This window comes from Streptomyces polyasparticus (genome assembly GCF_014493765.1).
GTDB classification, from domain to species: Bacteria; Actinomycetota; Actinomycetes; order Streptomycetales; family Streptomycetaceae; genus Streptomyces; species Streptomyces polyasparticus.
This window is the reverse complement of record NZ_JACTVJ010000007.1, coordinates 698,681-724,848: the sequence shown is the minus strand read 5'-3', so window position 1 is coordinate 724,848 and position 26,168 is coordinate 698,681. Positions and strand designations below refer to the sequence as shown.

Sequence of the window (26,168 nt, the reverse complement as noted above, 5' to 3'; positions counted from 1 at the left end):
ACTCTTGACCAAGGAAAGAGCCGAACGGTTGCCCGTATGGAGGCGCCTCTGTGATCACATTCGTGTCACAGCCCTCTCCGGTTACGGATCGGGGTCGAACATCCCGATGACCGACCGATCCCTCGGAACGCACAGACCTACGGATTAGGCTGCCCCCATGGGTAAGAAGCTCTCGGGTGGCGGACTGTCGCCGACGCAGCAGGCCGCCAAGTTCCTCGGCGTCAGCGTGCTCTCCGGCGCGGTCCTTGCGGGCATCGCGCTCCCCGCGGCGGGCCTGGTGGGGCTCGCGGCCAAGGGATCCGTCGAGGAATTCGACGAGATCCCCGCCAATCTGAAGCAGCCTCCGCTGATGCAGCGCACCACGATCACCGACGCGAACGACAAGCCGATCGCGACGGTCTTCGCGCGTGACCGCACGCTGGTGGACCTCAAGGACATCTCGCCGTACATGCAGAAGGCGATCGTCGCGATCGAGGACTCGCGGTTCTACGAGCACGGCGCGGTCGACCTCAAGGGCATCCTGCGCGCGGTGAACGAGAACGCGCGCTCCGGCGGTGTCTCCCAGGGTGCGTCGACCCTGACGCAGCAGTACGTGAAGAACGTCTTCGTCGAAGAGGCGATGGACGACCCGGCCAAGTTCCGCGAGGCCACGCAGCAGACCCTGGGCCGCAAGATCCGCGAGCTGAAGTACGCGATCCAGGTCGAGGAGAAGCTCGGCAAGAAGAAGATCCTCGAGAACTACCTGAACATCACGTTCTTCGGCCAGCAGGCCTACGGAGTCGAGGCCGCCTCGCAGCGCTACTTCTCCAAGCCGGCCAAGCAGCTGAACCTGCAGGAGGCCGCGCTGCTCGCCGGCATCGTGCAGTCGCCGAGCCGGTACGACCCGGTGAACGACGAGCAGGAGGCCAAGAAGCGCCGCAATGTGGTGCTGCAGCGGATGGTCGCCACCGGCGACATCTCGCAGCAGGACGCGGACAAGGCCAAGGCCTCGGACATCGCGCTGAAGATCTCCAAGCCGCAGAACGGGTGCATCACCGCAACCAAGGGCGCGGGGTTCTTTTGTGACTACGTGAAGACGGCCTTCCTCGACAGCCCCACCTTCGGCGACACCCGCGAGGAGCGCGCCGAGAAGTGGAACCGCGGCGGTCTGCGGATCAGGACCACGCTCGACCCGCAGGCGCAGGAGTCGGTGCAGGCCTCGCTGAAGGATCACGTCTACCAGAAGGACAAGGTGGCCGCCGCGGCCACGATCGTCGAGCCAGGCAGCGGCAAGATCCTCGCGATGGGCCAGTCGCGGCCGTACGGCGGCGAGGACAAGAAGAACGAGACGACGATCAACTACTCGGTCGACCACCGGATGGGCGGGTCGAACTTCGGGTTCCCGACGGGTTCGACGTTCAAGCCGTTCCTCGCCGCGGCGGCCATAGAGCAGAACAAGCCGCTGAACCAGGTGTATCCGGCGCCGTATGAGATGCCGTATCCCAGCCCCATCACCGGCTGCAACACCACGTACAAGAACGTCAAGAACGAGATGGCTGAGAACGAGAACGAGTCCGAGGTCGGACCGTACGGTCTCAAGGAGGCGATGGAGAAGTCGGTCAACACCTACTTCGTCCAGATGATCGCCGACATCGGCATGTGCCCGATCACCGAGATGACGAACAAGCTGCATGTCGTGCAGGGCGACGGCAAGCAGCTTCCCGAATCTCCCGCGGCGCTGACCCTCGGCTCCAACGGCATGTCGCCGCTCACCATGGCGAGCGCGTACGCGGCGTTCGCCAACCGCGGCACCTACTGCTCCCCGGTCGCCATCGAGTCGATCACCGACGCGAACGGCAAGGCGCTCGAGGTGCCCAAGTCGACCTGCGAGCAGGCGATGTCGGTGCAGACGGCCGACTCCATCAACTCGCTCCTGAGCGGTGTGGTCGACTCCGGTACGGGTGCGCGGGCCGGCCTGAGCGGGCGCGACAACGCCGGAAAGACCGGTACCACCGACTTCCGCAAGAACGCCTGGTTCGTGGGCTACACCCCGAACATGTCCGGCGCCGTGTGGGTCGGTTCGCCGACCCAGCAGGTGGAGATGGAGTACATCACCATCGGCGGCCGCTACCACGAGAAGGTCTTCGGTGGTGAGGTCCCCGGCCCCATCTGGCGCGACGCCATGACCGGCGCGCTGGCCGGCAAGGAAGCACCGCAGTTCAACCGGGTGCACATCCCTGACGTCCCGAAGAAGGACAAGGACAAGGACGACGACGGGGACGACGGCAAGCCCGGCCGTCCCGGCGGCGGTGACAACGGCGGTCTGATCGGCGGTGGCGACGGCGGTGCGATCGGCGGCGACGGCGGCACCGACGGCGGTACGGACGCCGGTGTCATCGGCGGCCTCATCGACGGCGGTACGGAGAACGGCGGCAACGCCAACGGCAACGGCGGCGGGTGGCCCGAGCCTCGCTGATCCTGCTCTGTCTGTACGTGCGTGAGGGCGCCCCCGGGTCAGGGGGCGCCCTCGTTCACGTACGACAGGGGGCGCCCTCGTTCACGTACGACGTGATGTCAGCTGTCTCAGCCCGCCAGTGCCTGCTTGACCGCCGCGGCGACGCGGCCGCCCTCGGCCTGGCCGGCCACCTTCGGGTTGACGATCTTCATGACCTGACCCATCGCGCGCGGGCCCTCGGCGCCGGCGGCCTTGGCCTCCTCGACGGCCTGCGCGACGATCTGCGTCAGCTCCTCGTCGCTCAGCTGCTTCGGCAGGTACTCGGCGAGCACCTCGCCCTCCGCCTTCTCGCGCTCCGCAGACTCGGCACGCCCGCCCTGCGCGAAGGCCTCGGCGGCCTCGCGGCGCTTCTTCGCCTCGCGGGTGATCACCTTCTGCACCTCGTCGTCGGAGAGCTCGCGCTTCTCCTTGCCCGCGACCTCCTCCTTGGTGATCGCGGCGAGGGTCATCCGCAGCGTGGAGGAGCGCAGCTCGTCGCGCGCCTTGATCGCGACATTGAGGTCTGCCTGCAGCTTGGTCTTGAGCGTGGTCATGGGTTCAGTGTCGCAGGTACGCCGCGTGTGACGCCCGCGCATTTCCCCTGCGGTACGGGGGTGCGCAGGCGGACTGTGGCCCTCCGCCTACGTCTGCGACGATGGGTTCCATGCGCGCGCGATACGGAGTACCTCTGGGAATCACCGCGGCGGCAGCCGCGGGTGTGGCCTACGCGGCAGGGATCGAGGTGCGGTCCTTCCGGCTGCGCCGGGTGACGGTTCCGGTCCTTCCGAAGGGCATGCGGCCGCTGCGCGTACTCCAGGTCTCCGACATCCACATGGTGAGCGGCCAGCGCAAGAAGCGGCACTGGCTGCAGTCGCTTGCGGGGCTGCGCCCGGACTTCGTCATCAACACGGGTGACAACCTGTCGGATCCGGAGGGCGTGCCCGAAGTCATGGATGCGCTCGGCCCGTTGATGCAGTTCCCCGGCGCGTACGTCTTCGGCTCGAACGACTACTACGGTCCGCGCCTGCGCAACCCCGGCCGCTATCTGACCGAGCGGCTGCAGGGCAAGCACGGCCTCAACGGCAATCCGCCGGTCGTCGGCGCCCTCCACAACCCGTGGGAGGACCTGCGCGACGGCTTCGACGCGGCGGGCTGGGTGGGCCTCACCAACACGCGCGGTTCGCTGAAGATCGACGGATACGAGATCGCCTTCACCGGACTCGACGACCCGCACATCCGCCGCGACCGTTACGAGGAGGTGGCGGGCGGCCCCGCCGCGGGCGCCGACTTCTCGATCGGCGTCGTGCACGCCCCGTATCTGCGCTGCCTGGACGCCTTCACGGAGGAGGGCTACCCGCTGGTGCTCGCCGGGCACACGCACGGCGGCCAGCTGTGCATCCCCTTCTACGGGGCGCTGGTCACCAACTGCGATCTGGACACGGACCGCGTGAAGGGCCTGTCCACGCACACAGCCGGCGGCCACACCTCGTATCTGCACGTCTCGGCCGGCTGCGGTACTTCGCGGTACGCGCCGGTGCGGTTCGCGTGCCCGCCGGAGGCGACGCTGCTGACGTTGGTGGAGCGCTGATCCCTGGTCGGGTTGGGGCGCGGGCTCAGGCACGGGCGCGGGCTCGGGCGGGGGTCGGTGGGCGGTGCTGCGGAACGTTGTCTACCGTGAGGTCATGGCTGCGCCCTCATCCGGATTTTCCGGACACGTACCGAGTGAGACCGGAGTACCGCCCGAAGCCGTGAGCCCGCCGGCGCGGCGCCCGTTCGCCGCCGTCTTCCGCGCGCTGATCTCCCTCGCCGCGATCACCGGCATCGTCATCAACCTCTGCCTGGCGAGCCCGCTGCGCGTCCTCAGCTACTTCACGATCCAGAGCAACCTGATCGTCGCGGCCGTCTTCGCCCTCTCGGCCTGGCGCGCCTGGAAGGGCCGCGCGCCGCTGCCGCCCTGGGTGACGACGGGGACGGTCCTCTTCATCTCCATCACCGGCCTCGTCTACCACCTGCTCCTCGCCAACGCGTCGAGCGACTTCTCCATGACGGACCAGGTGGGCCCGATGACGGGCTGGCGCGGCGTCTCGAACGAGCTCCTGCACACGGTCACCCCGCTCGCCGCCGCCGTCGACTGGCTCTTCCTGACCCGCCCGGGCGGCCTGCGGCTGCGCCACGCGGGCCTGTGGCTGCTCTATCCCCTGGCCTATCTGGCCTTCTGCCTGCTGCGCGGCGCGCTCATGTCCCCGGGTTCAGAGGCCCGCTACCCGTACCCCTTCGTGGACGTGGAGCAGCACGGATACGCCGGGGTCCTGGGCAACGCGGTCGTCCTCGGCCTCTGCTTCTACGCCCTGGCCCTGGCCTTCGTGGGCCTCGACCGCATCCGCCCCGCGCCGGGCCCCCGCAAAAACCGGATTTCGTCTCCGGGCGCCGGTCCGCTAAAGTAATCGATGTCGCCGCGACCTGCAGGACCGAGGACGTGGAGTACGACATCGGGGTGTAGCGCAGCTTGGCAGCGCGCTTCGTTCGGGACGAAGAGGTCGTGGGTTCAAATCCCGCCACCCCGACAGCTAAACACCAGGTCAAAGGCCCGGTACCGGATTCGGTATCGGGCCTTTGGCTTTGTGCGTGACTAACTGCGTGACTACCGCTTCGGAGGCGGGGGCTTGCCGAAGATCCCATCCATGGCGACGGCACCCGTCTGGATCACCGGGCGGATCTGCTTCCGGTAGACCTCCTCCGTGACGGCCGTACTGGAGTGGCCGACCAGCCGCGAGATCTCTTCGAGCGGGATGCCACGATCCGACAGGATCGAGACGAAGGACGTACGGGTCTCCCGCGTCGTCCACTCATGCGGCTTGATCTCGATGCCAGGAACCTTCGCGGCCTGTGCGAGGACCTTGCGGAACTCCCTCCGGACGTTCGCGGCATCCAGCTCGGTGCCCACGGCCGAGGTGAAGACGAGACCGGTCTCCTGCCACTCGTCACCAGCAGCCACCCGCTGCCAGCCCTGCCGCTCCCACTGGATCCTCAGGGCGTCGATCGCTCGGCCGGGCAGGGCGAGGGTCCGGCGGGACTTCCGGGTCTTGGTGTCTCCCGTGGCTCGCACCGAGCGCCACACCGCGACGTGCGGAGGAACCGCGGGGTCGGCGGTCGGGTCGCCTTCGAGGTCCACGTGATCCCAGCGGAGTGGGCGCATCTCCTCCGTACGGCCACCGGTCAGCAGGGAAACGACGAAGTACGCGTAGAGCGGCGAGTCCTCAGCAGCGACGAGCACCGCCTCCGCCTGCCTGAGCGTGAGGGACTTGGACTCACGGCCAGGGCGTCCCTTGGGGACCGAGCACAGCTCTACGACGTTCCGCTTCACCTTGTCCCGCGCCATGGCCCGCTTGACCGCGCGGTTCAGGCAAGAGCGGATGCCTTCCAGCGAACGCGTGCTGAGCACCTTCGCCTTCTCCGCTAGCCACCGGTCCACGTCATCGGCGCTGAGGTCCCGCAGCTTCCGAAACCCGAGCGCAGGGATCACGTGGGTGTTGCAGAGGATGGTGAGCGTCTTGACGGTCGAGGCGTCACGTCCGGCCAGGCCGTACCGAAGCCAGTCGGTCACCGCGTCCTTGACCGTGTAGCCGGTCGGCGCGATCGCGAGACCGTCCTCATAGTCCCGCAGAACCTCTTTGAGCTTGGCCTTGGCCGCGGTCTTGGTCTTGCCGCTGGCCCTCTTCACGATCCGCTTGCCGCTCGGGTCGAATCCGAGGCTCGCCGTTGCGATCCAGCGTTCGCGCTTGGCGTCCCAGTGGAGGCCGCCGTCACCACGGCTGCGTCGCGTCGCCATCAGGCAGCCTCCTCAAGGCGAGCTCGGATGTAGTCCTCCACCGAGCTCTCGGGGATTCGACGGGCACGGCCCTCGGTGTAGGAATGCAATCGCTTCGTACGGATCAGGTCGTAGACCTTGGAGCGTCCGAGCCTGAGCCGCACCATGACCTCTTTCACGGTCAGCACCTGGACAGCGGCGGTGGTCATGCTGTGGCTCCTTCCAGGCCGGTGGCAGGGGCATGAGCGGCGGAGAGCCATTCCTCGCCGCGGGACAGGCCAACCCCGGCGTAGGTCCAGTGAGCGAGGACGAGGGTGGTGTCTTCAGCGGCAGTGGAATCGGCCGGCACGGTGGACTCGGATTGGGCGCGACGCCAATCGGCTCGGGCCTGGCGGAGCGCTCCGAGGGTGGTCGAGTAGCGGCGGGTCTTGGTGGAGAAGTGGCCGCGGAAGCCGAGCATGTGAGCCCAAGCGCGAAGGCGGAGGTCTTCCAGCTCGGGACGGGCGCCGAGGATCCATGCGGTTCGGATCATGCGGCGGGCGTGCTCGCTGATGCGGAGCTGAGCGAGTTCGGCGAGGAACTTGAGGGGGCGGTCGAGGGTGCCTGTGGTGGTCTCGGCTCCCTTGGTGGCGTACTTGGCGATGTACGCGGCGACGGCCCGGTCGGTGAGCTCGGTGCCGCCCGCGAAGTCGGCCGAGCGGATCGGACGGACGTCGAGCTGGGTGCCGAACATGAAGGTGTAGGCGCGGCCGTGGAGGACGGGACCGGGCGCGGACGCTACTCGAGCAGCGGCACGGATGGCGTCGGTGAGGAGTTCGGCGCTCGCCCAGTGCGGGGGTGGGGTGTCACCTCCGTCGGGGCCGTCGAGGCGGATCACTGCGTGAAAGTGAACCGCGCCGCGACGCTGGTATTCGGCGACCTTGGCGAAGGAGACGCGGGCGTGTTCGGCGAACTCGCGCTGGGTGAGGCCCGCGCGCTTGGCGACCTCGCGGCGCAGGTAGATCGTGAAGCGGGCCCAGATCTTCGAGGCGTGCGCGTTCCAGAGGACGGCGGTCTCGTAATCGTAGGTGTCGGGGTCGAGCGGGGTCCCTAACTCCGGCGTGTCGGCGGGGTGCTGGGTGCCGCAGCGGCAGCGGCCGGAGGCGGGGCGGTTGTGGACGGGCCCGGAGGAAGGGGCGGTGAAGGTGGCGAACACCCGTGGGTGGGTGGCGACTTGCTCGGGGGTGCCCTTGCCGCCTTTCAGGCCCGCGGTGATGAGCTGGTAGGTGTCGCGGCGGTAGGTCTCCGCGCAGGCGGCGCAGCGGGTGGCGCGGCGGTTGTTGCAGCGGACCAGGAGGTGACCGGCGGGGAGGTCGGACGCGGCCAGGTGGCGCACGGCCGGGCCCAGCTCCCCCGTGGTCGTGTCGATGGGGTGCTCGGTGCGGTGGCCGTCGAGGCGGATCGGGTTGGTGCAGCCGCCCAGGCCCTGCAACTGGCGTACCAGGCCGGGCAGGTGGCCGAGTGAGGCGAGGTCGGCCAGGTCACGGAGCGCTCTGGCCTCGGGGGCCTGAGTCGTAGTGGTGGTCACTTGGCGCCCCCGGCGAAGGCGGCGGTGGCCGCGGCGTCGACGAGGGTGCGGAGCGGGGGCAGGGTGCCCGTGCCCTCGCAACGCTTGCAGTGCGCGGTGATGGTGTTGAGGAAGCCCAGCCGGTTGCGGCCGCCCAGGGTAACGGCGACGGAGGCGAAGCCATCGCAGTCTGGGCAGATCCGGGCAGCAGGGTTCTGGTGGTCGGTCATGATGGTTGTTCCTTCCGGTTTGAGTGATCGGGTAGGGGCTGGGCGCCGGGACGGCGGAGACTTGGCGGTTGAGGCCGTCCCGGGGCCGGTCAACGTCGCTTCGACGGCGGCGGAGCGAGGGCCGAGCGCAGCGCGAGCGCGACGACGGCGAGCGAGGCACCCGCGATGGCGACGGCGAGGAGCATTGAGACCAGGACCACGCCGATCACCACGACGCCGACGGTTCCGGCCGCGGCGAGCGCGATCACGGTTCCGGGGGTCATCCCCGTACGGGCCGGAGCATTCGCCGGGGCGGTGTGCGGGTGGTGGCAGGCGCAGGGCGCGGGAGGCGGTGCGTGGTGCACGGTCGGGGGCTGTCCGAGAGTGGTGATAACCGGGATGATCTCGCCGGTCGGCATCGGGTTGGTCGGGACGTGGGGCTTGAACATGAGCTGAACTCCTTCCAGTGGTTCAGGGGTTGGTGATCTGGACGCCGGATTCGGTGCCGGTCTCGATGGCCGGGGCGAGGAAGCTGCCTGCGAGCAGGTAGCCGCCGATCAGCAGGACCAGGACCAGCCAGAGCGGCGGGCGGGCGAGCTTGACGCCGATCACGGCGACGACGGTGATGAAGAACCAGAACGGCACGTCCATGACGGGCTCCTTGTCGGGGTCGGGTGGGGTCAGCGGACGCGGCAGCGGTGGCCTTCGGCGGCGACGTTCGCGGCGGCGACAGTGGTGTACTCGCCGGACCAGCCGCACCGTTCGGCGCCGCAGGCCGCTATGTAGGTCATGTGGCCGTCGCGGTCCATGCCGGTGCCGATGGTGATCGGGCCGACCTGGCGCAGCTTGCGAAAGATCAGGTGCAGGGGCATGACGGGTGTTCTCCTTCGGGATCAGGTGAGTTGAGCCGCAATGGCGGACGCCATCGGGGCGGGGACACCGAGCTGGGTGCGCAGGGTGTCCGTGTCGATTGGGTGGCCGGTTCGAGCGCGGTGGGCGTCGGCGACCTTGCGGGCGTGGTCCACGAGCGCGGGCGGGACGTTTACCGCGGGCTTGGCCGGTGGCAGCTGCCGAGCCGGATCGGGCACGTCGACCACGGCAGGAACGGGCTCAGGCGCGGATTCCGCGGGGGCTGCGAATTCGGCCGGCACGGCGGTCTCGCGCTTGGACTCGGGGTCGGTGCCGTGGGCGAGCAGGGTGCCGCCGAGGAACGCGAGCGCAGGCCATCCGGCGACGAGGAACCGCAGCCAGGCCGGGGCGTGGTCGAGGTCGAGGAACCCGGCGGTGGCGACGTTCGCGCCGAGCGAGGCGAACAGCGCGATCAGGAACCAGCACCAGGCCAGCCGCGGCGTACGGCCCTGCCGAAGACGGCGCCACGCGGCGACAAGCAGCAAGTCGACAGAGACCGGGTAGGCCCACGCCTTCCAGCCGTGCTGTCCGGCCGCTTCCGCGATGTCATGCAGGTGCGCGAAGGACAAGGCCCCGGCAATCACGGCCTGAATCAGCACGGCGTCGAAGCGAAGCGAGTTGCGCATCTCGGGTCCTCCTTCCTTGGGATTGGGGCCGTGCCGGGCGGGGATCGGGTCCGGGCGCCCGGCGACGGCGGGTCAGGCGGTGGGCGCTTGGCCGGTGCCGAAGCAGTTCAGGCACATGCCGGTCTGGTGGCCGACGGTGCGGCGCTTGCGGCCGACGACGACCGGGCGGGAGACCTCTCCGGTGCCCTTGCACGGGCGGCACTTCTTCGCGGCAGGCGCCTTCTTCGCGGCCATGGCGCTCACCCGGTGGCCGGGTAGGTGTGGCCCGTGGGCGGGTAGGCGGTCGGGTCGTAGGCGAGGAACAGCGAGGCGTTCAGGCCGAACGCGAGGACGTCGACAAACTCCTCGTCCACATCGGGCTCGTTCGCGTAGTCGTCCAGGACCGCGATCATCGAGGCGGTACGCAGCAGGTCAAGGCAGGTGGCGCACATGGAGCGATCTCCTTCGGGTTTCGGGCATGGCTCGGGTAGGGACCTGGCGCGAAGCGGTCGCGCCGACCGTGAAGCGAGGGGTGGATCAGACCGCGGCGGGGGCCTCAGCGGGGGCCGCGGGCGCCGGGACTTCGACCGGCTTGGCCGCGGGCAGGACGGGCCGGAACGCGGCGAGCTCGGGCAGGTCGGGGGTCAGATGCGCGTGCTTGTTGCAGGCGTTGACCGCAGAGCGGAGCGAGGTGTGCGGGGTGCGGATGCGGATCCATCCGCCGGTGGAGTCGCCGACCACGGCCGTGCCGGGGCGCTCCTTAGGGATCTGCGTGGTGGCGAAGACCGCGTGCGGGGAGATGTCGCCGAAGGCCATCTTGGCGCTGGATTCGTCATTGACGCGGTGCGAGGAGCGGCCGGTGAGCTGAGCGCGCAGCATGGTGATCCCGTTGCCGAGCTCGGAGCCGAAGCGCTGCCCGTAGATGTCCACGTAGATCCCGGCGGCGCGGCCGAGCTGGACGAGCCGGACCAAAGCGGTGATGATCCGGTCCCGGCGCTTCTCGTCTGCCTTCGAGGCGAACAGCGCCAGTTCGGCCACTTCGTCGATGGTGAGCACGACCGGCACAGGCCGCAGAGTCTCGGGCAGGCCCCAGATGTCCGCGGTGATCTCCGCGTCGGGGACGTCGGCGCTGATGCGCTGCTCGGCACGGATGAGCTGGTAGATCCCGTTCATCCGGTCCACGAGCGCTTCGAGCAGGCCGAGCGCGTCATCGGGGTTGTCGGCCAGGGCCGAGAAGCGGCGGGACATCGGCGCGAGCTCAACGCCCTGTTTGCAGTCGATCCCGACCAACGCCACCGGCTGTGCGGCAAGTTCCTTGATCAGCTGTCGTTGGTAGACGGACTTGCCGGACTGGGTGGCGCCCAGGTTCAGCGAGTGCGGCACTGCCCGGTAGTCGCGCAGATGGATCGTGCCGTCCTCGCACAACGCCACCGGGACCTTGAGGAGATCACGGTCTGGAACGGCGGCGGGCATCTGTACGCGCTTGAGCACGTCGTAGCCGGTCATGGTCAACTCGACCACGCTGGGACGGACTTCCCGGGAGACCACCTGTTGCACGGCGAAGGAGTGCCGGAGCCGGTCCGCGGCGGCGGAGAACTCGAAGGCGTCCTGTCCGGGCCGCATCTTGAGCCGCAGCCGGAGCCCGGTCCGTGTGGGGCGCACCCGGAGGATCTTCGGTGCGCGTTGGCGGGGTATCTGCCACTTGAACATCCGGGCGAGCCAGATCCGCCAGCGCGGGGCGGGGACGGTGAGCTGGCAGGCGTCCATCACGGTCGTGTACCGGATCAGGACCCGCAGGACCGCGAACGCGATCCCGAAGGTCAGCCAGTACCAGGCCGGGCGGCGCCACTTCAGCACCAGGGCCGCGACGGACGCCACGGCTAAGACGATCAGCCACAGGTCGGGGGCCATCGCGGCTTAGCCCTCCTTGCCCGGCGCGACCAGGGCGACCGCGCGGAAGGCGATGCCGAACCGCTTCTCTCCGCCGCTCACGTTCTCCCAGTCACGGGCCTTGAGCCCGACGACCTTTACGGGCATGCCGAGGGTCAGCCCCTTGGGGATGCCGGTCTCGGGGACGGAGACGGTGTAGAGGTTCGCCTCGCCGTCATCGGCGATCGTCAGGCCAACGGTCATCATCTGCGCGCCGGTCTCCATGTCGATGGCGATCTCACCGGTCTGCCGGTTCTTCAGCTTGGGCTTCGGCTCGACCGCGATGAACGTGACGGCGGTCGAAGTGTCGATCTTGAAGGACGGCATGAGCTGACTCCTGTAGATGAGTTGGACTCAGTCACTCATGTATATGAGTGATGTGAATAAGAGTGCCCAACTCCTATACATGAGTCAACCCGCCAAGCCGAAGATTCTTGGCGGGTCGATCAGAGCTGACGCAACGTCAATCCGTAGCAGGGATCCGGTAGTCGAGAACGAACTGGTCAGCGGCCATCACGGTGTCGCAGACCTCAACGACGCGGTCCTCCGTGGTCACCGCGTTCCGTGTCAGGTGGATCACGGGCGAACCGGGACTGAGGCTCAGCGCGCTCACCTCCTGCTTGGTCGCCAGACGCGCCTGTACGGTCTCGGTGAACTCGGCGAGTTCGTGGCCGTGCTCCTCAAGCCTGGCGTAGATACCGCCACCGCCCGGGTTGTGCTCGAACAGCTCGGGGATGTCGCGCGCGACATCCCAGGGCAGGTACGAGGTCGCCTCCTCGGTCGGGGTGCCGTCGCTGAAGTAGAGCCGCCGACGGGCGAGCACCTTCGCGCCCTCCTTCACGGCCAGCCGCTTCGCGATTTCCGCAGGAGCCGCAACAGGGCCGACCGACAGGACCCGCACGTCCGCCTTCACTCCGGCCTGTTCCGTCTCGGCGAGGTACGCAGCCTTACCGGCCTTTCGGTGCGAACGCCTGAACCGGTCCGAGGACTTGCGCGTGACGGGCGGCCGGGACTTCACAGTCGAGCCCTTGCCGTGGTGCGTCTCAATGAGTCCGAGCGCACGCAGTTCAGCAATGGCCTTACGCACCGTGCCAGACGAGACCTTGTACCGATCCATGAGCGCGGCCTCACTGGGCACATCGGCAGCAGGGGCAAGCACGCCGGTCCTGATGTCCTGCTCTAGATCGTCGGCGATCTGGAGGTACTTCGGCTTCGCCGATTTCTCTCCTACTGCACTCGTCATAGTCCTTCTCTTCCTTCTATGCTCCTGTACATGAGTAACAGTGCCCACGATGAAAGGTCAACGCCGCTCCACTCGGTGTCTGTGGCAGGCACCGTCGTACGCGAGGACGGTCGCATTCTGGCGATCAAGCGTGCGGACAACGGGACTTGGGAACCACCAGGCGGCGTGCTCGAACTGGCCGAGGCGCCCGAGGAGGGCGTACGTCGTGAGGTCTACGAGGAGACCGGGATCAAGGTCGAGGTCGAGCGCCTGACTGGGGTCTACAAGAACACGTCGCGGGGAATCGTGGCCCTGGTCTTCCGGTGCCGTCCCGAGGGCGGGCAGGCGCAGCTCTCAGACGAGTCGATCGCTGTCGACTGGCTGACACCTGCCGAGGTCTCCGAGCGTATGGGCGAGGTCTACTCGGTACGCGTGCTGGACGCGCTGCGCGAGGACGGGCCCCAGGTGCGCACGCACGATGGGCGACGCCTCACATGACCAGAACCGAGGCCATCGAGATCGTGGAGCGCCTCATGAACGGAGGCTTCGGAACTGAAGCTGAAGACTCTGCGGCGATAGAGGCTCTGGAACGAGGACTCGTCTGCCCTCACGTCAGCGACTACATCTTCTGGGACTTTGACCCAGAGCAGACACCCGAGAAGGTCGTTGACCGCGCTTTGGCGTACGAGCCGTTCGCTCTCTAGCTGCATCGATACGCTCGGCTGCATGGCAGTCAACGAGCACGAAGCGAATATGGCGCATCCGCGCATGGCCGCGGGTGCGCTCTTCTTTGACCAGAGCGGGCGCGTACTCATGGTCGAGCCGTCCTACAAGGACTACTGGGACATCCCCGGCGGCTACGTCGAGACGGGCGAGTCCCCGCTCCAGGCCACAGCCCGCGAAGTCCGCGAAGAGCTCGGGATCACTCCGCCACTAGGCCGACTCCTCGCGGTCGACTGGGCACCGAACGGCAACGAGGGCGACAAGGTCCTCTACCTCTTCGACGGCGGCGAGCTCAGCGCCGAAGACCTGGACCGGATCACGCTTCAGCCCGACGAGCTGACGAGCTTCAGCTTCCTGGACCCTGCCGAGATCAACGAGCGCACGATCCCGCGGTTGGCCCGACGCATTCACGCGGCCATCGCAGCCCGGACTTCGGCAGCGCCGGTCTATCTCGAACACGGCCAGACGCCCGCAGCCCCGTAGCCGGAACCGGTGCTTGAGTAAAAACCTTCTCTACGAGTTCAAGGCGCCCCGCACGCGGGGCGCGCGCCGCTCTCGGCGCGGCCCGCCTCCATGTCTTCGCCACCGGCGACCGCGCCCCGCGGCGCGCTCGGCGAGGGCGCCAACGGAGAGGTACAAACGGCCGGCACGGGGCTGGGGCGGTCGGCTCCGCGGCTTTACGCAGCCACTTTGGGGCGAGCCTCTAAGATCATGGCCCCGATTCGGGCTATTGCGGGCAGGTCCAGAGACTGCCCGAATCGCGGCGAGCGTAAGGGGCCATGATCACTCGCCCCAAAGCAGCTCCAGCCCAAAGCCGCTCCACCGACCTGTCGATTGAGCTCAGCACTACCGCACAGAACAAGCCATTCACGATTTTGCACGCCGCCCGATATCGGCCCATACGTGATGGTCTCTTTGGCGGCACAGTCCGGCTCAGGGAGCACCCAGTCCGGCTCAAGGAGCACCCAGTCCGGCTCGGGGAGCACCCAGTCCGGCTCGGGGAGCACCCAGTCCGGCTCGGGGCATATGCCAAGGATGGAAAGGCGCAGGTGAGAGCACCGGGAGTTTCTGATCTAGAAAGCAAATGAGCGTCGCGCCATGAGACGCTCACGAAAGCCGAAACAAGCTTCTGCGTACTTTCGCCTGAACCGGTTGCTGATACGTTCCGTGGCCATAAAGAGCCCCGCCCGCATTGTCTCGCCAGACCCGGACGGGGCTTCACACGCATCTCACAAAGATGCGCCAAGCGAGGAGTGACATGGAAACACCGACCACCCCTGCCGAGCGCGAGCCTAGCGGACCGGCCAGGCATGCCATAGGCAAGATGGCCCCGATCATGACAGGCATTGGAACTCTCCTGATCGGCATTGCTGCGCTGATCACGGCAATGCGCTAGACCGCGATCAAGTAGCGTCGGGTGAGTGTCTAAGTGCGTGACAACGCCCACGGACATCGGCAGACGAGCCCGAACGTCCGCGGACCATCGGCGCAGGTGAGAGATGCACCAGCCCAAGGCAGCGCCCCCACCCAAGTTGCTTCGGGACGAAGAGGTCGTGGGTTCAAATCCCGCCACCCCGACAGCTGAAACACCAGGTCAGGCCCGGTACTGAGAGATCAGTACCGGGCCTGATGTGCGTTGGGGGCCATCTTGGGAGCCGTTCTGGGAGCCGACTTCGGGATGCGGCTCCCAGAACGGCTCCCGTCTTGGCCCGAGGGGCGAGCGCCCGTCAGTCCAGGGTGGTCAGGTTCCGTACGAGGCTTCGAGCTTCTGGATTGAGGCCGATGAGCCGGGTGAGGGGCGGGGTGGCGGCGCCATCGGCGCGGCGGGTCTGCAGTTGCACCGCACCCCGGACGGACACATGCGGCTCGGCTATCACACGCCCTGGCCAAGCTGACACGTCAACGAAGACCGAACCGAGGGGCCTTCTCCTGTCCGCCAGTGCTCCCGCGCTCTGGCGGCCTGAGGGTGCCGGTGTCCGGTCGGCGGTTGGGGACGCCGACCGGACGCCCATACGTACAACCGGCGCAAGGACGCATGTCGTCGCCGTCATGCCCCGTGGGAGCCGTTGGGGAGCAGAATCGCTCCCCAAGCCCCCGCCACACCCGGCGAGACCTGTCTCTGCGTGCGTCCGGCTGCGTGACCGAGTTCCGGGCGGGAACGGGTCTCCGACCGTCATGACCACCGTTTTGTGATCTTTGGGGGAAGTTCGGGGGCCGGCCAGACCTGTATGCGGATCTTCTCGGTCGTTTCGGGGGTCTCGTCGGAGTCGATGTCGGCCCGGGCTGCGCGAGCCAGGTTGCTCCGGGAGGCGCGGACGCGATTCCAGCCCGGCCGCACCGGGAAAGTTGCCGCGTCGGGGCCGTAATCGGTGCAGCCCAGGATCATCAGGCGGCCGGCCGATACATGGAGGCCGGCCTCGACGACGTGGTCGAACTCCGCACTGTCGTCGATCGGTTCCTGCGGCAGGACTGTGACGGTGACGGACACATTGACGTCGACCGTGGTGCCGATGCCCAGCGCATCCCGCGCGACCGCGAGCTGATCGGCAACTGCTTGTTCTGTCCACGCATCGCCGAGATCGCCGTCCGAGTCGGCGTCGCAGACGTGTATCTGGTGGTAGTCGGCGAAGAGCGTGAGCTCCGTCGTGGTCGTCATGACGGCACAGTGTCATGGAGTACTGACAGGTGGATGCCTTACCTGTTCATGTGTGTCCTCGGGCCGCTGCTCACAGCCTGAGCGCGAACCAGGTCGTCTTCCCCTGGTCCGTCGGCCGGACGCCCCAGCTGTCCGCGAGGGTGTCGACGAGGATGAGGCCGCGGCCGGATTCCTCGTCCTCGGCGGCCAGGCGGGGCTGGGGCAGGTGTGGGCTCAAGTCGCTGATTTCCACGGCGAGTTCGGTGGCGGAGCGGCGCAGGTGGAGGACGAGCGGGCCCTCCGCGTGCTGGACCGCGTTGGTGAGGACCTCCGAGACCAGGAGCCGGGCGTCGTCGGCCTTGTGGGCGCAGTCCCAGGAGGTGAGGGCCTTCACCACGAAGCCGCGGCCCTCGGACACCGCGCTCGGCGTGGCCGGCAGCTCCACCGTGGCGGTGGCCAGCGGGGCGGCGGGGAGCTGGGCGAGGAGCAGCGTGACGTCGTCGTTGTGGCCCTCGGCGTCGGGGAGCAGCGCGGCCAGGACGTGGTCGGCCGCCGCTTCCAGGCTCGTATCGGAGAGGAAGGCGTCGTCCAGGACCCCGGTCAGGCGGTCGATCTGACACTCGATGTCGCTGCCCGGGGTCTCGACCACGCCGTCGGTGTACAGGACGAGGATGGCGCCGGGCGGAATCGCGGTGAAGGACTGCTGGTAGAGGACGTCGCCGACGCCGAGCGGTGCGTTGACGGGTACGGGGAGTCTGCGGGTGCTGCCGCCGGGGCCGGTGACGAGGGTGGGCAGATGGCCGGCCGAGCAGGTCGTCACGGAGCCGACGTCCGGGTCGATGACCAGGTAGCAGCAAGTGACGAGCTGGTCGGGGACGTTGAGATCCGCGACGACCGCGTCCAGGGCCTGCATGAGCTGGCGGGGCTGCATACCGGTCTTGGCCAGGGCGTGGGCCGCGGAGCGCAACTGCCCCATCACGGAGGCCGCTTCCAGACCGCGGCCCATGACATCGCCGATCAGGACACCGACCCGTCCGGCCCCCAGCGGGATCAGGTCGAACCAGTCACCGCCCACGCCCGCGCCCTGCGTGGCGGGCAGATAGCGGCTGGCCGCGTCCAGGCCGGGGATGGACGGCGGTGTACCCATGAGGCTGCGCTGCAGCGTCAGGGCGATGTGCTTCTGCTGTTCGTACAGGGTGGTCAGTTCGGCCTCGGCCCGCTTGCGCTCGGTGACGTCGCGCACGATGGCGCAGGCTCCGATGACCTTGCCGCGCGAGTCGCGGGTGGGCCACAGGGTGACGTCGACGTCGAGCATGGTGCCGGTCCGTGTCAGCCGGAGTGTCTCGAAGTGCTCGATCTTCTCGCCTTCGCGCAGCCGCTCGAGGAGTTGGGTGATCTCGTCCTTGCGCTCGGGAGAGGCCAGCATCGACACGTGCCGGCCGATGGCGGCCTCGGCCGTGTAGCCGTACAGCCGGTGGGCGGCGGCGTTCCAGTAGGTGATGCGGCCGTCGAGGGTCTTGGCGAGGATGGCGTCCTGCGAGGACTCGACGAGTGCGGCGAGTTCGTTGATACGGGCCTCGGCGGCCTTGCGTTCGCTGACGTCGCGGACGGCGGCGGAGACGAGGAGGCCGTCGGCGGTCTCCAGGGGGCTGAGGCTGATCTCGACCGGGAACTCGCTGCCGTCCTTGCGCAGACCGTGCAGTTCGAGACCGGCTCCCATCGGCCGCACCTGCCGGTTCGAGTCGTAGCCGGCGCGGTGCATCATGTGATGGGCGCGGAACCGTTCGGGGACGAGGAACTCGACCGGGCGGCCCAGGAGTTCGGCCCGCGGATAGCCGAACAGGGTCTCGGTCTGCGCGTTGACCAGCTTGATCGTCCCGGCGTCGTCGACGATCACCATGGCGTCCGGCGCGGACTCCAGGAGGCTGCGGAAACGTTCCTCGGCGGCCTTGCGTTCGCTGACGTCACGGACGGCGGCGGACAGGAGGAGGCCGTCGGCGGTCTCCAGCGGGCTGAGGCTGATCTCGACCGGGAACTCACTGCCGTCCCTGCGCAGACCGTGCAGTTCGAGACCGGCCCCCATCGGCCGCACCTGCCTCGTCACGGCGTACTCGTCGCGGTGGACGCCGTGCTGGGCACGGAACCGGCCGGGGATGAGCATCTCGACCGGGTGGCCGAGGAGTTCCTCGCGCTGGTAGCCGAAGAGGGTCTCCGTCTGGGCGTTGACGAGTCTGATCGTTCCGGCGTCGTCGACGATCACCATGGCGTCCGGGGCCGCTTCGAGGAGACCCCGGAACCGGTTCTCGACGTGCGGCGGCTCTTCCGTACGGGGCCGGACGACGCAGTGGTCGCGTGTGCTCCCGGTGACTCCGGGCCCGTCCGGGACCGATGCTCTGATCGTGTCGCCCATATCGGCCCCAATTCGCTGATCCGCCACAGTGGACCGGGCCATCTCACCGCAACCGGACCGCATCCATCGGCATATGCCGCTTACTGGCTCCGTAGCGGCGGAACCTGCCCACTTGCGATCGCATGGCGCTGTCCGTCGGGGCGGGTCCCTCACCCGTCACGACGGATCCGTCACCCGTCACGGCGGGTCCCTCACCCGTCGCGGCGTCCGGGTGCTCGTCGCGGCAGGCCCGTTACCGTCCCGGCAGGCCCGTTACCCGTCCCAGCAGGCCGGTTACCCGTCACGACGCTCGGTCGCGTGCAGACGCCGCAGCGCGCCGCGCAGCTCGCGCCGCAGGTGGTCCGGGAACGCCTCGCCCTCCGCTGTGGCGACCAGGGCGGCTGCTACGACCCGGAGTCTGACGTTGCCGTGCTGGGATACATCCACCAGCAGACTCCAGGCCCGCTCGCTGGAACACGGCGCCAGGACCATCAGCATGCCGCGCGCCTGGTCGATCACCGCGCGACTGTTCAGCGCGCGGCGCAACTGCTCGTTCTCGACGCGCAGTTCATGTGCCTCGGCGCGCAGTACATCTGCCTCCGAACGCAGTTCATCTGCCTCCGAACGCAGTTCACCTGCTTCAGCCGCCGGCTCCCGCAGCGTCGCAACCAGTTCAGTGCTGGGCGCCTGCCGGGCTTCGTGGACTGTGGTCGCCTGCTGCACGATCCGCCCCTCGACACACAGGTGGTCAGCGGCGGGCGAGTTGCCTCTCGCCGCCCGCGCCGGGCTGGTAGGTGAGGCCGTAGTGCTGGAAGATCGCCGCCTCCTGCTCGGCGGGCAGGATGTCGTCCGTGCCGATCGAAGGGGCCCGGCGCACCAGGGACCTGGCGTACCGCACGGTCAGCCGGTCCGGCCCGGCGACGGCCTCGTCGAGGGGGACGAAGAACAGCCGGTGGCGGGTCGGCAGTCCGGTGCGCACGGTGGCCATGGCGGGCTCGTCGGTGGTGGTGTCCACGTACACCGCTTCGAGTACGCCGATCTTGTGTCCCTCGGTGTCCACGACAGCACGGTCGCGCCACTCGCGGATGTCAGCTGTGCGGATCATGTTCTTCCGGCCCTTCCGTGAGGGTCGCCCGATGCTCGGCGGCCAGGTGCTCGGCGGTCAGGTGCTCGGCGCTGTGCGGCGTGCAGCCGTTGCAGCGCCCTGCACAGTGCGGGGTGCAGGCGGCGGGGCAGTTGCGTCCCGTCCGAGGTGGCCACGAAGGCCGCGGCCACCTCGCGGAGTTTGAGGCCGCTCTGCCGTGCCACATCCACCAGCAGGCTTCTGGCCTCCCCGCGGGAGCAGGGCGTCAGAACCATCACCATGCCGCGCGCCTGGTCGATCAGCGCGTGGCCCGCCAGCGCTCTGCGCAAGGTCTCGTTCTCCGCACGCAGCAAGCCGATGGTCTGCGCCGGGGCCCTGTCTCCCCAGGCCACCTCGGCCTTCAAGGCCCATCGGTCTTCCCTGATCTCGACCGTCCGGTTGCGGTCGTCCCGGATCCTGACCGTCCGGTGGCGGTCTTCCCGCATTTTGATCGTCCGGTTGCGGTCTTCCCTGGTCCTGACCGTCTGGCTCATCACGCCCGTCTCCTGACCGTCTGGTTCACGGCACCCGTCTCCTGACCATCTGGTTCACGACACCCGTCTCCTGACCATCTGGTTCACGACACCCGGCCTAGCGATGGTGCAGGCGGTCGCGACGGTCCTGGCGCAGCCAGCGGCCGCGGCGCCGGCTCCCATAGCGACGGGACCAGCGTTCCTCGCGGTCGCGGGCATCCCGGTACTCCCTGTACGCGGGACCCTCGTCGCGACCGGGGCGCCCCGCTCCGCCACGGCCGTAATGGACGTACGCGAAGACCAGCGCGACGGCGAACAGCCACCAGAGGGAGTTCACGAAGCCCAGACCGAACAAGGCGAGGGCGAGGACGGCGAGCAACAGGACCACGGCGGGCCTCCCCGGCGCGAAGGGTCTCCCCCGCTCGATCGACGTCACGAGGTCGAGGAGAGATGGGTTGCCGCCGAGGACTGGGGCTGCACTCAACAGCGTAGTCCTGCACGGAGGTTGTCGATAGGCGCAGGGCGCGGCGTCCATGCCCGTCCGGGGTCGGCCGGCAACAGGACGGGCACGGAATCGTACGGACGACTGGACAACCGGACGACCGAATGACGCGAACCCGTACGCCTCCCCCCGCACGGCACCCGGGTGACACTCCCGTACCGCGCGTGAAGCGCCGCTCCGTACAAGGAACCCATGCCTTGATTTGACAGATCGTCAGACAAGCCGTGGGGATACGGACAGCGGAGACAGCACATGGCGCGAAGCACTCGGGGTTCCCGGGATACGCGATACAGATGGACCGGTGCGGCGCTCGCCGTGTCGGTGGTGTTCGGCGTCACCGGCACCGCGAGCGGTGACGACGGCGGCGACGAGTCCGGCGGCCGGGGCGCGGCGTACGCGGTGCTCACCCCGCCGTCGGCCGCCGACGCCCCGGTGAGCAGCGACGAGATCGGCGAGGAGGCGGTCCGTGCGCGGACCGCCCGGGTGGCGCCGTCCGCCGTGGACGCGCTGTGCGGGCGCGGGCCGGTGCGCGAGGTGGTCTTCCCGCTGTTCGACGACACCACGGTGCAGGTGGTGGAGGAGTCGCGCGCCACCGAGGACGGCCGGCTGATGTGGTCCGGCACCGTGGCGGGCGCCGAGGGCCAGGACGTCCTGGTCACGCTGGAGAGCGGCTGCGACGGGAGCACCGAGGACGCGCTGCTCGGCGCCCAGTTCATGCTGGGCGGCAGCGCCTACGCCGTGGTGCCCGCGGGCCCGGGCCAGGTGACGATCAGCGAGCTGACGCCGATGGCCGAGGAGGACGAGCCCCCGCTCGACCCGCCGCCCGCGGCGCCGCCCGTACGGTCCGCGCCGGCGCCCGGGCCTCCGCTCGTCGGGCCGAAGTGCAAGGGCACCAAGGGCATCCATGTCCTCGACGTCCTGATCGGCTACACACCGGGGGCACTCAAGGAGGCGCGCGGCGAGAAGCAGATCCGCACCCAGGCCGCCCGCGCCGTCGCCCTGGCCAACGACGCCTTCGCCGACAGCGGTGCCAAGGTGCGGCTGCGCCTGGTGCACACCGCACCCGTCGGGAAGCTGCCGGGCGGTCTGGACACCATCGGCCAGCCGCTGCTGCGGGCGATCGCCGATCCCGCCGACAAGGTGGCCGACCACCTGCACGGTCTGCGCGACAAGTCCGGGGCCGACCTGGTGTCCGTGCTCGCCGCCGGCCAGCAGTACGGCGGCCTCGGCTACGTCCCGCCGGCGCCGGGACCCCGTACGACGAACTTCGGCTTCTCGGTCGTGGCGCAGAGCGCGATCGGCCACTACTCCTTCGGCCACGAGATCGGCCACAACCTGGGCGCCTCGCACGACCGCGCCACCCAGCCCGTGCAGCCCCCGCCGTACGGCGCCAACGGCTACTTCCCGCGCGACGGCGACTGGTCCACGATCATGGCGTACGAGTCGGGGTGCCGGCGCGCCACGAAGGGCCGCTGCCACCGCATCAACCACTTCGAGACCCCGCGCCAGCGCTACCGCGGCGAGGCGCTCGGGGTGCCGCTCGGCAAGCGCAATGAGGCGGACACGGTCGATGTGTTCACCCGCACCGCCAAGGCGGTCGCCGGCTACCGCGCGGCCCGCAGCGCGCCCTCGCTGTGCGCGGTCAAGGCCGCGGGGCACCCCACGAAGACGGGATACGTCACCCCCGCGCGGCCCGGTCCGTATCTGCCGGGCTCCAGCGCGGCCTTCACCGCGAACGCCGCCGAGGGCTTCGTCTTCGACCACTGGGTCCTCGACGGCAAGCGGCTGCCGGGCAAGGCGGCCACCGCGCGTGTGCCGATGACCGGGGACCGGACGCTGACCGCCGTCTTCCGCAAGGGCAAGGCGCCCACCTCGAAGGTCTCCGCGAAGGCCAAGGGCAAGGGCAAGGTCGTCCGCAAGTCCGGCCGCCGCGGCATCCAGCCGGACGGTGGCGTGCTCGAAGGGACCGACCTCCTGTACGAGGCGGAGGCGGCGCCCGGGTGGCGGTTCGCGGGCTGGCAGCTGGACGGGTCGTACGCCGGTGAGGACGACACGGTCGCGCTCGACGTGGGCGCGGACGACATGGCCCTGACCGCGGTCTTCGAACCGCGGGACCAGAAGGTGAGCCTGCGGACGGCGGGCAAGGGCACGCTGAGCATCTCGGAGCCGGGTCCGTACGCGGAGGGCGACACCCTCCACGTCACGGCCGTCCCCGAACCCGGTCATGTCTTCGTCGACTGGATCCTCGACGGGAAGCCGTACGGCGGCGACGAGGAGAAGGGCATGGGCGAGACCACGCTCCTGCTCGACGAACGGGACCACACGCTGACGGCCGTGTTCCGATGCGGGTGCCAGGGCGGCAGGGACTGACGGCGTACGTACGAGGGAAGGGCCCGGCGTGGTGGGAGCGCCGGGCCTTCGTCCGCGTGCACAGTCGCGCGTATGACCCAGTACCTCGGAGCGCAGCGGCGTGGCGGACTCGAAGCGGCGGCCGGGCCGGCCGCGCTCGGGATCGCCACGATGTGCGCCGTGTGCGCCGGCGGCCTGCTGCTCTCGGCCGGTCCCGTGTCCTCGGCGGCGGGCGTTCCCGCGCGTGACACCGTCACGATCGGCAACCCCGTCGCCGGGAACAACGGCTTCGGTGTGGTCACCGAAGGGGACGCGACGCTCGGCAGCACCGAGTCCGAAGGGCCCGTCGCGATCGGCGGGGATCTCACGATGGGTGCCGGCTACAACGTCTCGCTGCACACGCCCGGCACCTTCATCGCGCCCGGCGACGGCAACCCGACGGCGCTGCTCGTCGGCGGCTCCGTCGACTATGCGGCAAGCAGCCCGAGCGGCGTCCTGAAGGTGCTGACGAACGGTTACGTCCACATCGGGGACATGAGCGGCGACCGGGCCCTGGACACCGACAACAACGGGGCCTCCGTCAACACCCGTGTGGTCCCCGCGGGTTCGGGCTACGACTCCACGCCCCGTATCGAGCTGACCACCCGGCAGGCCGCCGGCACCGTCGAGCGGAGCGGGCTGATGGACTTCGCCTCGCTGTTCGCGACGTACCGCGAGCGGGCCGCCGCGATGGCCTCGTGCCTGAACAACGTGACCCTGACCGACACGAGCAGTGGCGCCGTCGTCCTCGACCCGCCGGCCGGGTCCAACGTCACGGTCGGCCTGACGGCCGGACAGACCAACGTGCTGCGGCTGACCGGCGAGCAGCTGAACAACGTCGACATCATGACGTTCACGACGCAGCCGAGCGCGGACACCCCGCTCGTGGTCGTCGTCGACACCACGGCGACCGGCGGGGACTTCGACTGGTCCACGCCGAACATGGCGGGCGTCTCGGGCACGAACGCGCCGTACATCCTCTGGGACTTCCCCGACGCCACCGACATCACCATCACGGACGGCGACTCGATCGAGGGCACGATCTACGCGCCGAACGCACATCTGACCGACCTCGATCCGTCCAACATCGAGGGCGACGTCATCGTGAAGTCCCTGGACGCGGGCCCGCTCGCCGGGACGCCCGGGGCGGGCGGATCCGATGTGAACGCGGGCGAGATCCACTACTTCCCGTTCGCCGCCGATCTGACGTGCGAGAACGATGTCCCGACGCCCGGCCCGACTCTGTCGCCGACGACTTCGGCTCCCGCCCCGACGGAGACGACCTCGGCTCCCGCCCCAACGGAGACGACCTCGGGTCCCGAGCCGACTGACGGGCCGACCACCTCGGGCCCCGAACCGACGGGAACGACCTCAGGCCCCGAGCCGACGGAGGGGCCGACCACCTCAGGCCCCGAGCCGACGGAGGGGCCCACGACCTCCGCCCCCGAACCGACAACGCCCGCGCCGAGCCCCACACATAGCCGGCCCGCCCTTCCCGAACTGGCCGATACGGGTGCGGAGTTGTCCACCGGACAGCTCGGCGCACTCGCCGGGGCCGGTGTCGTCTCCGGTGCCGGTGTCATGCTGTGGGTCGTACGCCGCCGCCGTACCCCCTGATCCGTGCCGCAGGCGGCGGACGCTCCGGGAGCTAGTGGCTGCCGGTCAGCTCGCCGCTCAGGCGCTGGTGCATCCGGGCGCTCGCCTCGTTGAGGCCGACGATCTCCACGGACTTGCCGCGCTGGGCGTACTTCGCCGCGACCGCGTCCAGGGCCGCGACGGAGGACGCGTCCCAGACGTGCGCCGCGCTCAGGTCGACGACGACCTTGTCCGGGTCGGTGGCGTACGCGAAGCGGCCGGCCAGGTCGTTGGCCGAGGCGAAGAAGAGTTCGCCGGTCACGGTGTAGACGACCGAGGTGCCGTCCGCTGCCGTGGCCGCGGTGACCTCGGCGACATGGGCCACGCGCCGCGCGAAGACGGCCATCGCGGCGAGGGTGCCGACGACCACGCCGATCGCGAGGTTGTGGGTGGCGACCACGACGGCGACCGTGATCACCATGACGCCGATCTCCCCGGCCGGCATCCGCCGCAGGGTCGTGGGCGTGATGGAGTGCCAGTCGAAGGTCGCGAAGCACACCATCACCATGACGGCGACCAGCGCGGCCATCGGGATGTCCGAGACCACCGGGCCGAACACGATGCAGAGCACCATCAGGAACGCGCCCGCGAGGAAGGTCGACAGACGCGTACGGGCCCCCGACACCCGTACGTTGATCATGGTCTGGCCGATCATCGCGCAGCCGCCCATGCCGCCGAAGAAGCCGGTCACGATGTTGGCGATGCCCTGCCCGATGGACTCGCGGGTCTTGGACGAGCGGCTGTCGGTGATCTCGTCGACCAGTTTCGCGGTCATCAGCGACTCCATCAGACCGACGAGGGCCATCGCGAGCGCGTACGGGGCGATCGTGGTCAGGGTGTCGAGCGTGAAGGGCACGTCGGGCAGGCCGGGCACCGGGAGCGAGGACGGGAGCTCGCCCTTGTCGCCGACCGTCGGGACCGCGATGCCCGCGGCGAGCGTGATCACGGTCAGGATCACGATGGAGACCAGCGGCGCCGGAACCACCTTGGTGATCTTCGGGAGAAGCACCATCAGGGCGAGACCGCCGACGATCAGCGGATAGACCGCCCAGGGCACGTCCCGCATCTCCGGCACCTGCGCCAGGAAGATCAGGACGGCGAGGGAGTTGACGAAGCCGACCATCACCGAGCGCGGCACGAACCGCATCAGCTTCGCGACCCCGAGCACGCCGAGCACGATCTGGATGACGCCTGCGAGGATCACCGCGGCGACCAGATGGCCGAGACCGTGCTCGCGGTTGAGCGGGGCGATCACCAGCGCGACGGCACCGGTCGCGGCCGAGATCATCGCGCGGCGGCCGCCGACGACGGAGATCACCACGGCCATGGTGAAGGAGGCGAACAGGCCGATCGCCGGGTCGACCCCGGCGATGATCGAGAAGGAGATCGCCTCGGGGATGAGCGCGAGGGCGACGACCAGGCCGGCGAGTATCTCCGTACGCCAGACCCTGGGGTCCTTCAGCCAGTCGGGGCGAAGCCGGGCGGCGCGGGACAGCGCGGAGGCGGCAGGGGACGGCACGGACGTGGACAAGGGCAGGCACCTGTCGAGCTGGGGCACGCCCGGGGTCGTACGAACATGCGGCGGGGTGGGGTGTGCCC

At 69.2% G+C, this 26,168-nt stretch carries 30 protein-coding genes and 1 tRNA gene; 10 read left to right on the top strand and 21 right to left on the bottom strand.

Annotation, left to right across the window (positions count from 1 at the left end; all coding sequences use genetic code 11):
* Positions 1 to 157 precede the first annotated feature (157 nt).
* Positions 158 to 2,455 carry a transglycosylase domain-containing protein gene (locus tag H9Y04_RS18980; RefSeq protein WP_187815051.1) on the top strand — a complete coding sequence of 766 codons (2,298 nt, stop codon included), beginning with the start codon at positions 158 to 160 and terminating at the stop codon, positions 2,453 to 2,455.
* Between the two features lie 107 nt (positions 2,456 to 2,562).
* Here the strand turns inward: H9Y04_RS18980 and H9Y04_RS18975 are convergent, their stop codons facing one another.
* Complete coding sequence (locus tag H9Y04_RS18975; RefSeq protein ID WP_187815050.1) at positions 2,563 to 3,027, bottom strand: GatB/YqeY domain-containing protein; 465 nt, start codon at positions 3,025 to 3,027, stop codon at positions 2,563 to 2,565.
* Positions 3,028 to 3,137: 110 nt separating this feature from the next.
* Here H9Y04_RS18975 and H9Y04_RS18970 point away from each other — a divergent pair, with 110 nt between their 5' ends.
* The 3 genes from H9Y04_RS18970 (at position 3,138) to H9Y04_RS18960 (ending at position 5,037) form a co-directional block, all read left to right on the top strand.
* Positions 3,138 to 4,061 (top strand): metallophosphoesterase, encoded by a 924-nt coding sequence (locus tag H9Y04_RS18970; protein WP_187815049.1) that lies wholly within the window; start codon positions 3,138 to 3,140, stop codon positions 4,059 to 4,061.
* Positions 4,062 to 4,155: 94 nt separating this feature from the next.
* On the top strand, positions 4,156 to 4,917 hold the full coding sequence (locus H9Y04_RS18965; protein WP_187815048.1) for a Pr6Pr family membrane protein: 762 nt from the start codon (positions 4,156 to 4,158) through the stop codon (positions 4,915 to 4,917).
* Positions 4,918 to 4,963: 46 nt separating this feature from the next.
* Positions 4,964 to 5,037: transfer RNA gene (locus H9Y04_RS18960), tRNA-Pro, on the top strand.
* A gap of 77 nt (positions 5,038 to 5,114) precedes the next feature.
* Here the strand turns inward: H9Y04_RS18960 and H9Y04_RS18955 are convergent.
* The 13 genes from H9Y04_RS18955 to H9Y04_RS18895 all read right to left on the bottom strand — a co-directional run bounded on the left by H9Y04_RS18955 (position 5,115) and on the right by H9Y04_RS18895 (position 12,722).
* Positions 5,115 to 6,302: a site-specific integrase gene (locus tag H9Y04_RS18955; protein WP_187815047.1), complete on the bottom strand. Its 1,188-nt coding sequence runs from the start codon at positions 6,300 to 6,302 to the stop codon at positions 5,115 to 5,117.
* The gene (locus H9Y04_RS18950) at positions 6,302 to 6,490 is read right to left on the bottom strand and encodes a helix-turn-helix domain-containing protein (RefSeq protein ID WP_187815046.1); all 189 of its coding nucleotides are present in this window, start codon (positions 6,488 to 6,490) and stop codon (positions 6,302 to 6,304) included. Before H9Y04_RS18950 ends, H9Y04_RS18955 begins: the two co-directional genes overlap by 1 nt.
* The gene (locus H9Y04_RS18945) at positions 6,487 to 7,848 is read right to left on the bottom strand and encodes a replication initiator (RefSeq protein ID WP_308801024.1); all 1,362 of its coding nucleotides are present in this window, start codon (positions 7,846 to 7,848) and stop codon (positions 6,487 to 6,489) included. The genes H9Y04_RS18950 and H9Y04_RS18945 overlap by 4 nt, the downstream gene beginning before the upstream one ends.
* Positions 7,845 to 8,057, bottom strand: coding sequence for a hypothetical protein (locus H9Y04_RS18940; protein WP_187815045.1), 213 nt, complete (start codon positions 8,055 to 8,057; stop codon positions 7,845 to 7,847). Before H9Y04_RS18940 ends, H9Y04_RS18945 begins: the two co-directional genes overlap by 4 nt.
* Before the next feature lie 89 nt (positions 8,058 to 8,146).
* Positions 8,147 to 8,485 (bottom strand): SpdD-like protein, encoded by a 339-nt coding sequence (locus H9Y04_RS18935; RefSeq protein ID WP_187815044.1) that lies wholly within the window; start codon positions 8,483 to 8,485, stop codon positions 8,147 to 8,149.
* A gap of 22 nt (positions 8,486 to 8,507) precedes the next feature.
* Positions 8,508 to 8,687 carry a hypothetical protein gene (locus H9Y04_RS18930; protein ID WP_187815043.1) on the bottom strand — a complete coding sequence of 60 codons (180 nt, stop codon included), beginning with the start codon at positions 8,685 to 8,687 and terminating at the stop codon, positions 8,508 to 8,510.
* A 29-nt stretch (positions 8,688 to 8,716) separates the two neighbouring features.
* Positions 8,717 to 8,908 carry a mobile element transfer protein gene (locus H9Y04_RS18925; RefSeq protein ID WP_187815042.1) on the bottom strand — a complete coding sequence of 64 codons (192 nt, stop codon included), beginning with the start codon at positions 8,906 to 8,908 and terminating at the stop codon, positions 8,717 to 8,719.
* A gap of 21 nt (positions 8,909 to 8,929) precedes the next feature.
* Positions 8,930 to 9,571, bottom strand: coding sequence for a DUF2637 domain-containing protein (locus H9Y04_RS18920; RefSeq protein WP_187815041.1), 642 nt, complete (start codon positions 9,569 to 9,571; stop codon positions 8,930 to 8,932).
* A 72-nt stretch (positions 9,572 to 9,643) separates the two neighbouring features.
* Positions 9,644 to 9,805, bottom strand: coding sequence for a hypothetical protein (locus H9Y04_RS18915; RefSeq protein ID WP_187815040.1), 162 nt, complete (start codon positions 9,803 to 9,805; stop codon positions 9,644 to 9,646).
* A 5-nt stretch (positions 9,806 to 9,810) separates the two neighbouring features.
* On the bottom strand, positions 9,811 to 10,002 hold the full coding sequence (locus H9Y04_RS18910; protein WP_187815039.1) for a hypothetical protein: 192 nt from the start codon (positions 10,000 to 10,002) through the stop codon (positions 9,811 to 9,813).
* An 85-nt stretch (positions 10,003 to 10,087) separates the two neighbouring features.
* Positions 10,088 to 11,461: an FtsK/SpoIIIE domain-containing protein gene (locus tag H9Y04_RS18905; protein WP_187815038.1), complete on the bottom strand. Its 1,374-nt coding sequence runs from the start codon at positions 11,459 to 11,461 to the stop codon at positions 10,088 to 10,090.
* A 6-nt stretch (positions 11,462 to 11,467) separates the two neighbouring features.
* On the bottom strand, positions 11,468 to 11,806 hold the full coding sequence (locus H9Y04_RS18900) for an SCO3933 family regulatory protein (RefSeq protein ID WP_187815037.1): 339 nt from the start codon (positions 11,804 to 11,806) through the stop codon (positions 11,468 to 11,470).
* 136 nt (positions 11,807 to 11,942) lie between these two features.
* A complete protein-coding gene (locus H9Y04_RS18895) occupies positions 11,943 to 12,722 on the bottom strand; it encodes a GntR family transcriptional regulator (protein WP_187815036.1) in 780 nt (259 codons plus the stop codon).
* Positions 12,723 to 12,740: 18 nt separating this feature from the next.
* Here H9Y04_RS18895 and H9Y04_RS18890 point away from each other — a divergent pair, with 18 nt between their 5' ends.
* The 4 genes from H9Y04_RS18890 to H9Y04_RS18875 all read left to right on the top strand — a co-directional run bounded on the left by H9Y04_RS18890 (position 12,741) and on the right by H9Y04_RS18875 (position 14,820).
* Complete coding sequence (locus tag H9Y04_RS18890) at positions 12,741 to 13,199, top strand: NUDIX domain-containing protein (RefSeq protein ID WP_187815035.1); 459 nt, start codon at positions 12,741 to 12,743, stop codon at positions 13,197 to 13,199.
* Positions 13,196 to 13,405: a bacteriocin immunity protein gene (locus tag H9Y04_RS18885; protein ID WP_187815034.1), complete on the top strand. Its 210-nt coding sequence runs from the start codon at positions 13,196 to 13,198 to the stop codon at positions 13,403 to 13,405. Before H9Y04_RS18890 ends, H9Y04_RS18885 begins: the two co-directional genes overlap by 4 nt.
* A gap of 22 nt (positions 13,406 to 13,427) precedes the next feature.
* Positions 13,428 to 13,907, top strand: a complete 480-nt coding sequence (locus tag H9Y04_RS18880; protein ID WP_187815033.1) for an NUDIX domain-containing protein — start codon at positions 13,428 to 13,430, stop codon at positions 13,905 to 13,907.
* A gap of 775 nt (positions 13,908 to 14,682) precedes the next feature.
* Entirely contained in the window at positions 14,683 to 14,820 is a 138-nt protein-coding gene (locus H9Y04_RS18875; protein WP_187815032.1) for a hypothetical protein, read from the top strand.
* Between the two features lie 777 nt (positions 14,821 to 15,597).
* On the opposite strand, the gene H9Y04_RS18870 is transcribed toward H9Y04_RS18875, so the two are convergent.
* The 6 genes from H9Y04_RS18870 to H9Y04_RS18845 all read right to left on the bottom strand — a co-directional run bounded on the left by H9Y04_RS18870 (position 15,598) and on the right by H9Y04_RS18845 (position 20,528).
* Positions 15,598 to 16,080, bottom strand: a complete 483-nt coding sequence (locus tag H9Y04_RS18870; RefSeq protein WP_187815031.1) for a hypothetical protein — start codon at positions 16,078 to 16,080, stop codon at positions 15,598 to 15,600.
* A gap of 70 nt (positions 16,081 to 16,150) precedes the next feature.
* Complete coding sequence (locus tag H9Y04_RS18865) at positions 16,151 to 18,469, bottom strand: SpoIIE family protein phosphatase (RefSeq protein WP_187815030.1); 2,319 nt, start codon at positions 18,467 to 18,469, stop codon at positions 16,151 to 16,153.
* Between the two features lie 273 nt (positions 18,470 to 18,742).
* On the bottom strand, positions 18,743 to 19,171 hold the full coding sequence (locus H9Y04_RS18860) for an ANTAR domain-containing protein (RefSeq protein WP_308801023.1): 429 nt from the start codon (positions 19,169 to 19,171) through the stop codon (positions 18,743 to 18,745).
* 25 nt (positions 19,172 to 19,196) lie between these two features.
* Positions 19,197 to 19,553, bottom strand: coding sequence for a PRC-barrel domain-containing protein (locus H9Y04_RS18855; protein WP_187815029.1), 357 nt, complete (start codon positions 19,551 to 19,553; stop codon positions 19,197 to 19,199).
* Positions 19,550 to 20,065, bottom strand: coding sequence for an ANTAR domain-containing protein (locus tag H9Y04_RS18850; RefSeq protein WP_236070971.1), 516 nt, complete (start codon positions 20,063 to 20,065; stop codon positions 19,550 to 19,552). The genes H9Y04_RS18855 and H9Y04_RS18850 overlap by 4 nt, the downstream gene beginning before the upstream one ends.
* Positions 20,066 to 20,162: 97 nt before the next feature.
* Positions 20,163 to 20,528 carry a hypothetical protein gene (locus H9Y04_RS18845; protein WP_236070970.1) on the bottom strand — a complete coding sequence of 122 codons (366 nt, stop codon included), beginning with the start codon at positions 20,526 to 20,528 and terminating at the stop codon, positions 20,163 to 20,165.
* A gap of 270 nt (positions 20,529 to 20,798) precedes the next feature.
* Here H9Y04_RS18845 and H9Y04_RS18840 point away from each other — a divergent pair, with 270 nt between their 5' ends.
* Together H9Y04_RS18840 and H9Y04_RS18835 are read left to right on the top strand one after the other, a co-directional pair.
* Positions 20,799 to 22,916, top strand: coding sequence for an InlB B-repeat-containing protein (locus H9Y04_RS18840; protein ID WP_187815028.1), 2,118 nt, complete (start codon positions 20,799 to 20,801; stop codon positions 22,914 to 22,916).
* Between the two features lie 72 nt (positions 22,917 to 22,988).
* A complete protein-coding gene (locus H9Y04_RS18835) occupies positions 22,989 to 24,551 on the top strand; it encodes a choice-of-anchor A family protein (RefSeq protein ID WP_187815027.1) in 1,563 nt (520 codons plus the stop codon).
* A 31-nt stretch (positions 24,552 to 24,582) separates the two neighbouring features.
* Here H9Y04_RS18835 and H9Y04_RS18830 read toward each other — a convergent pair whose 3' ends face one another.
* Positions 24,583 to 26,064 carry a SulP family inorganic anion transporter gene (locus H9Y04_RS18830; protein WP_187815134.1) on the bottom strand — a complete coding sequence of 494 codons (1,482 nt, stop codon included), beginning with the start codon at positions 26,062 to 26,064 and terminating at the stop codon, positions 24,583 to 24,585.
* Positions 26,065 to 26,168 lie beyond the last annotated feature (104 nt).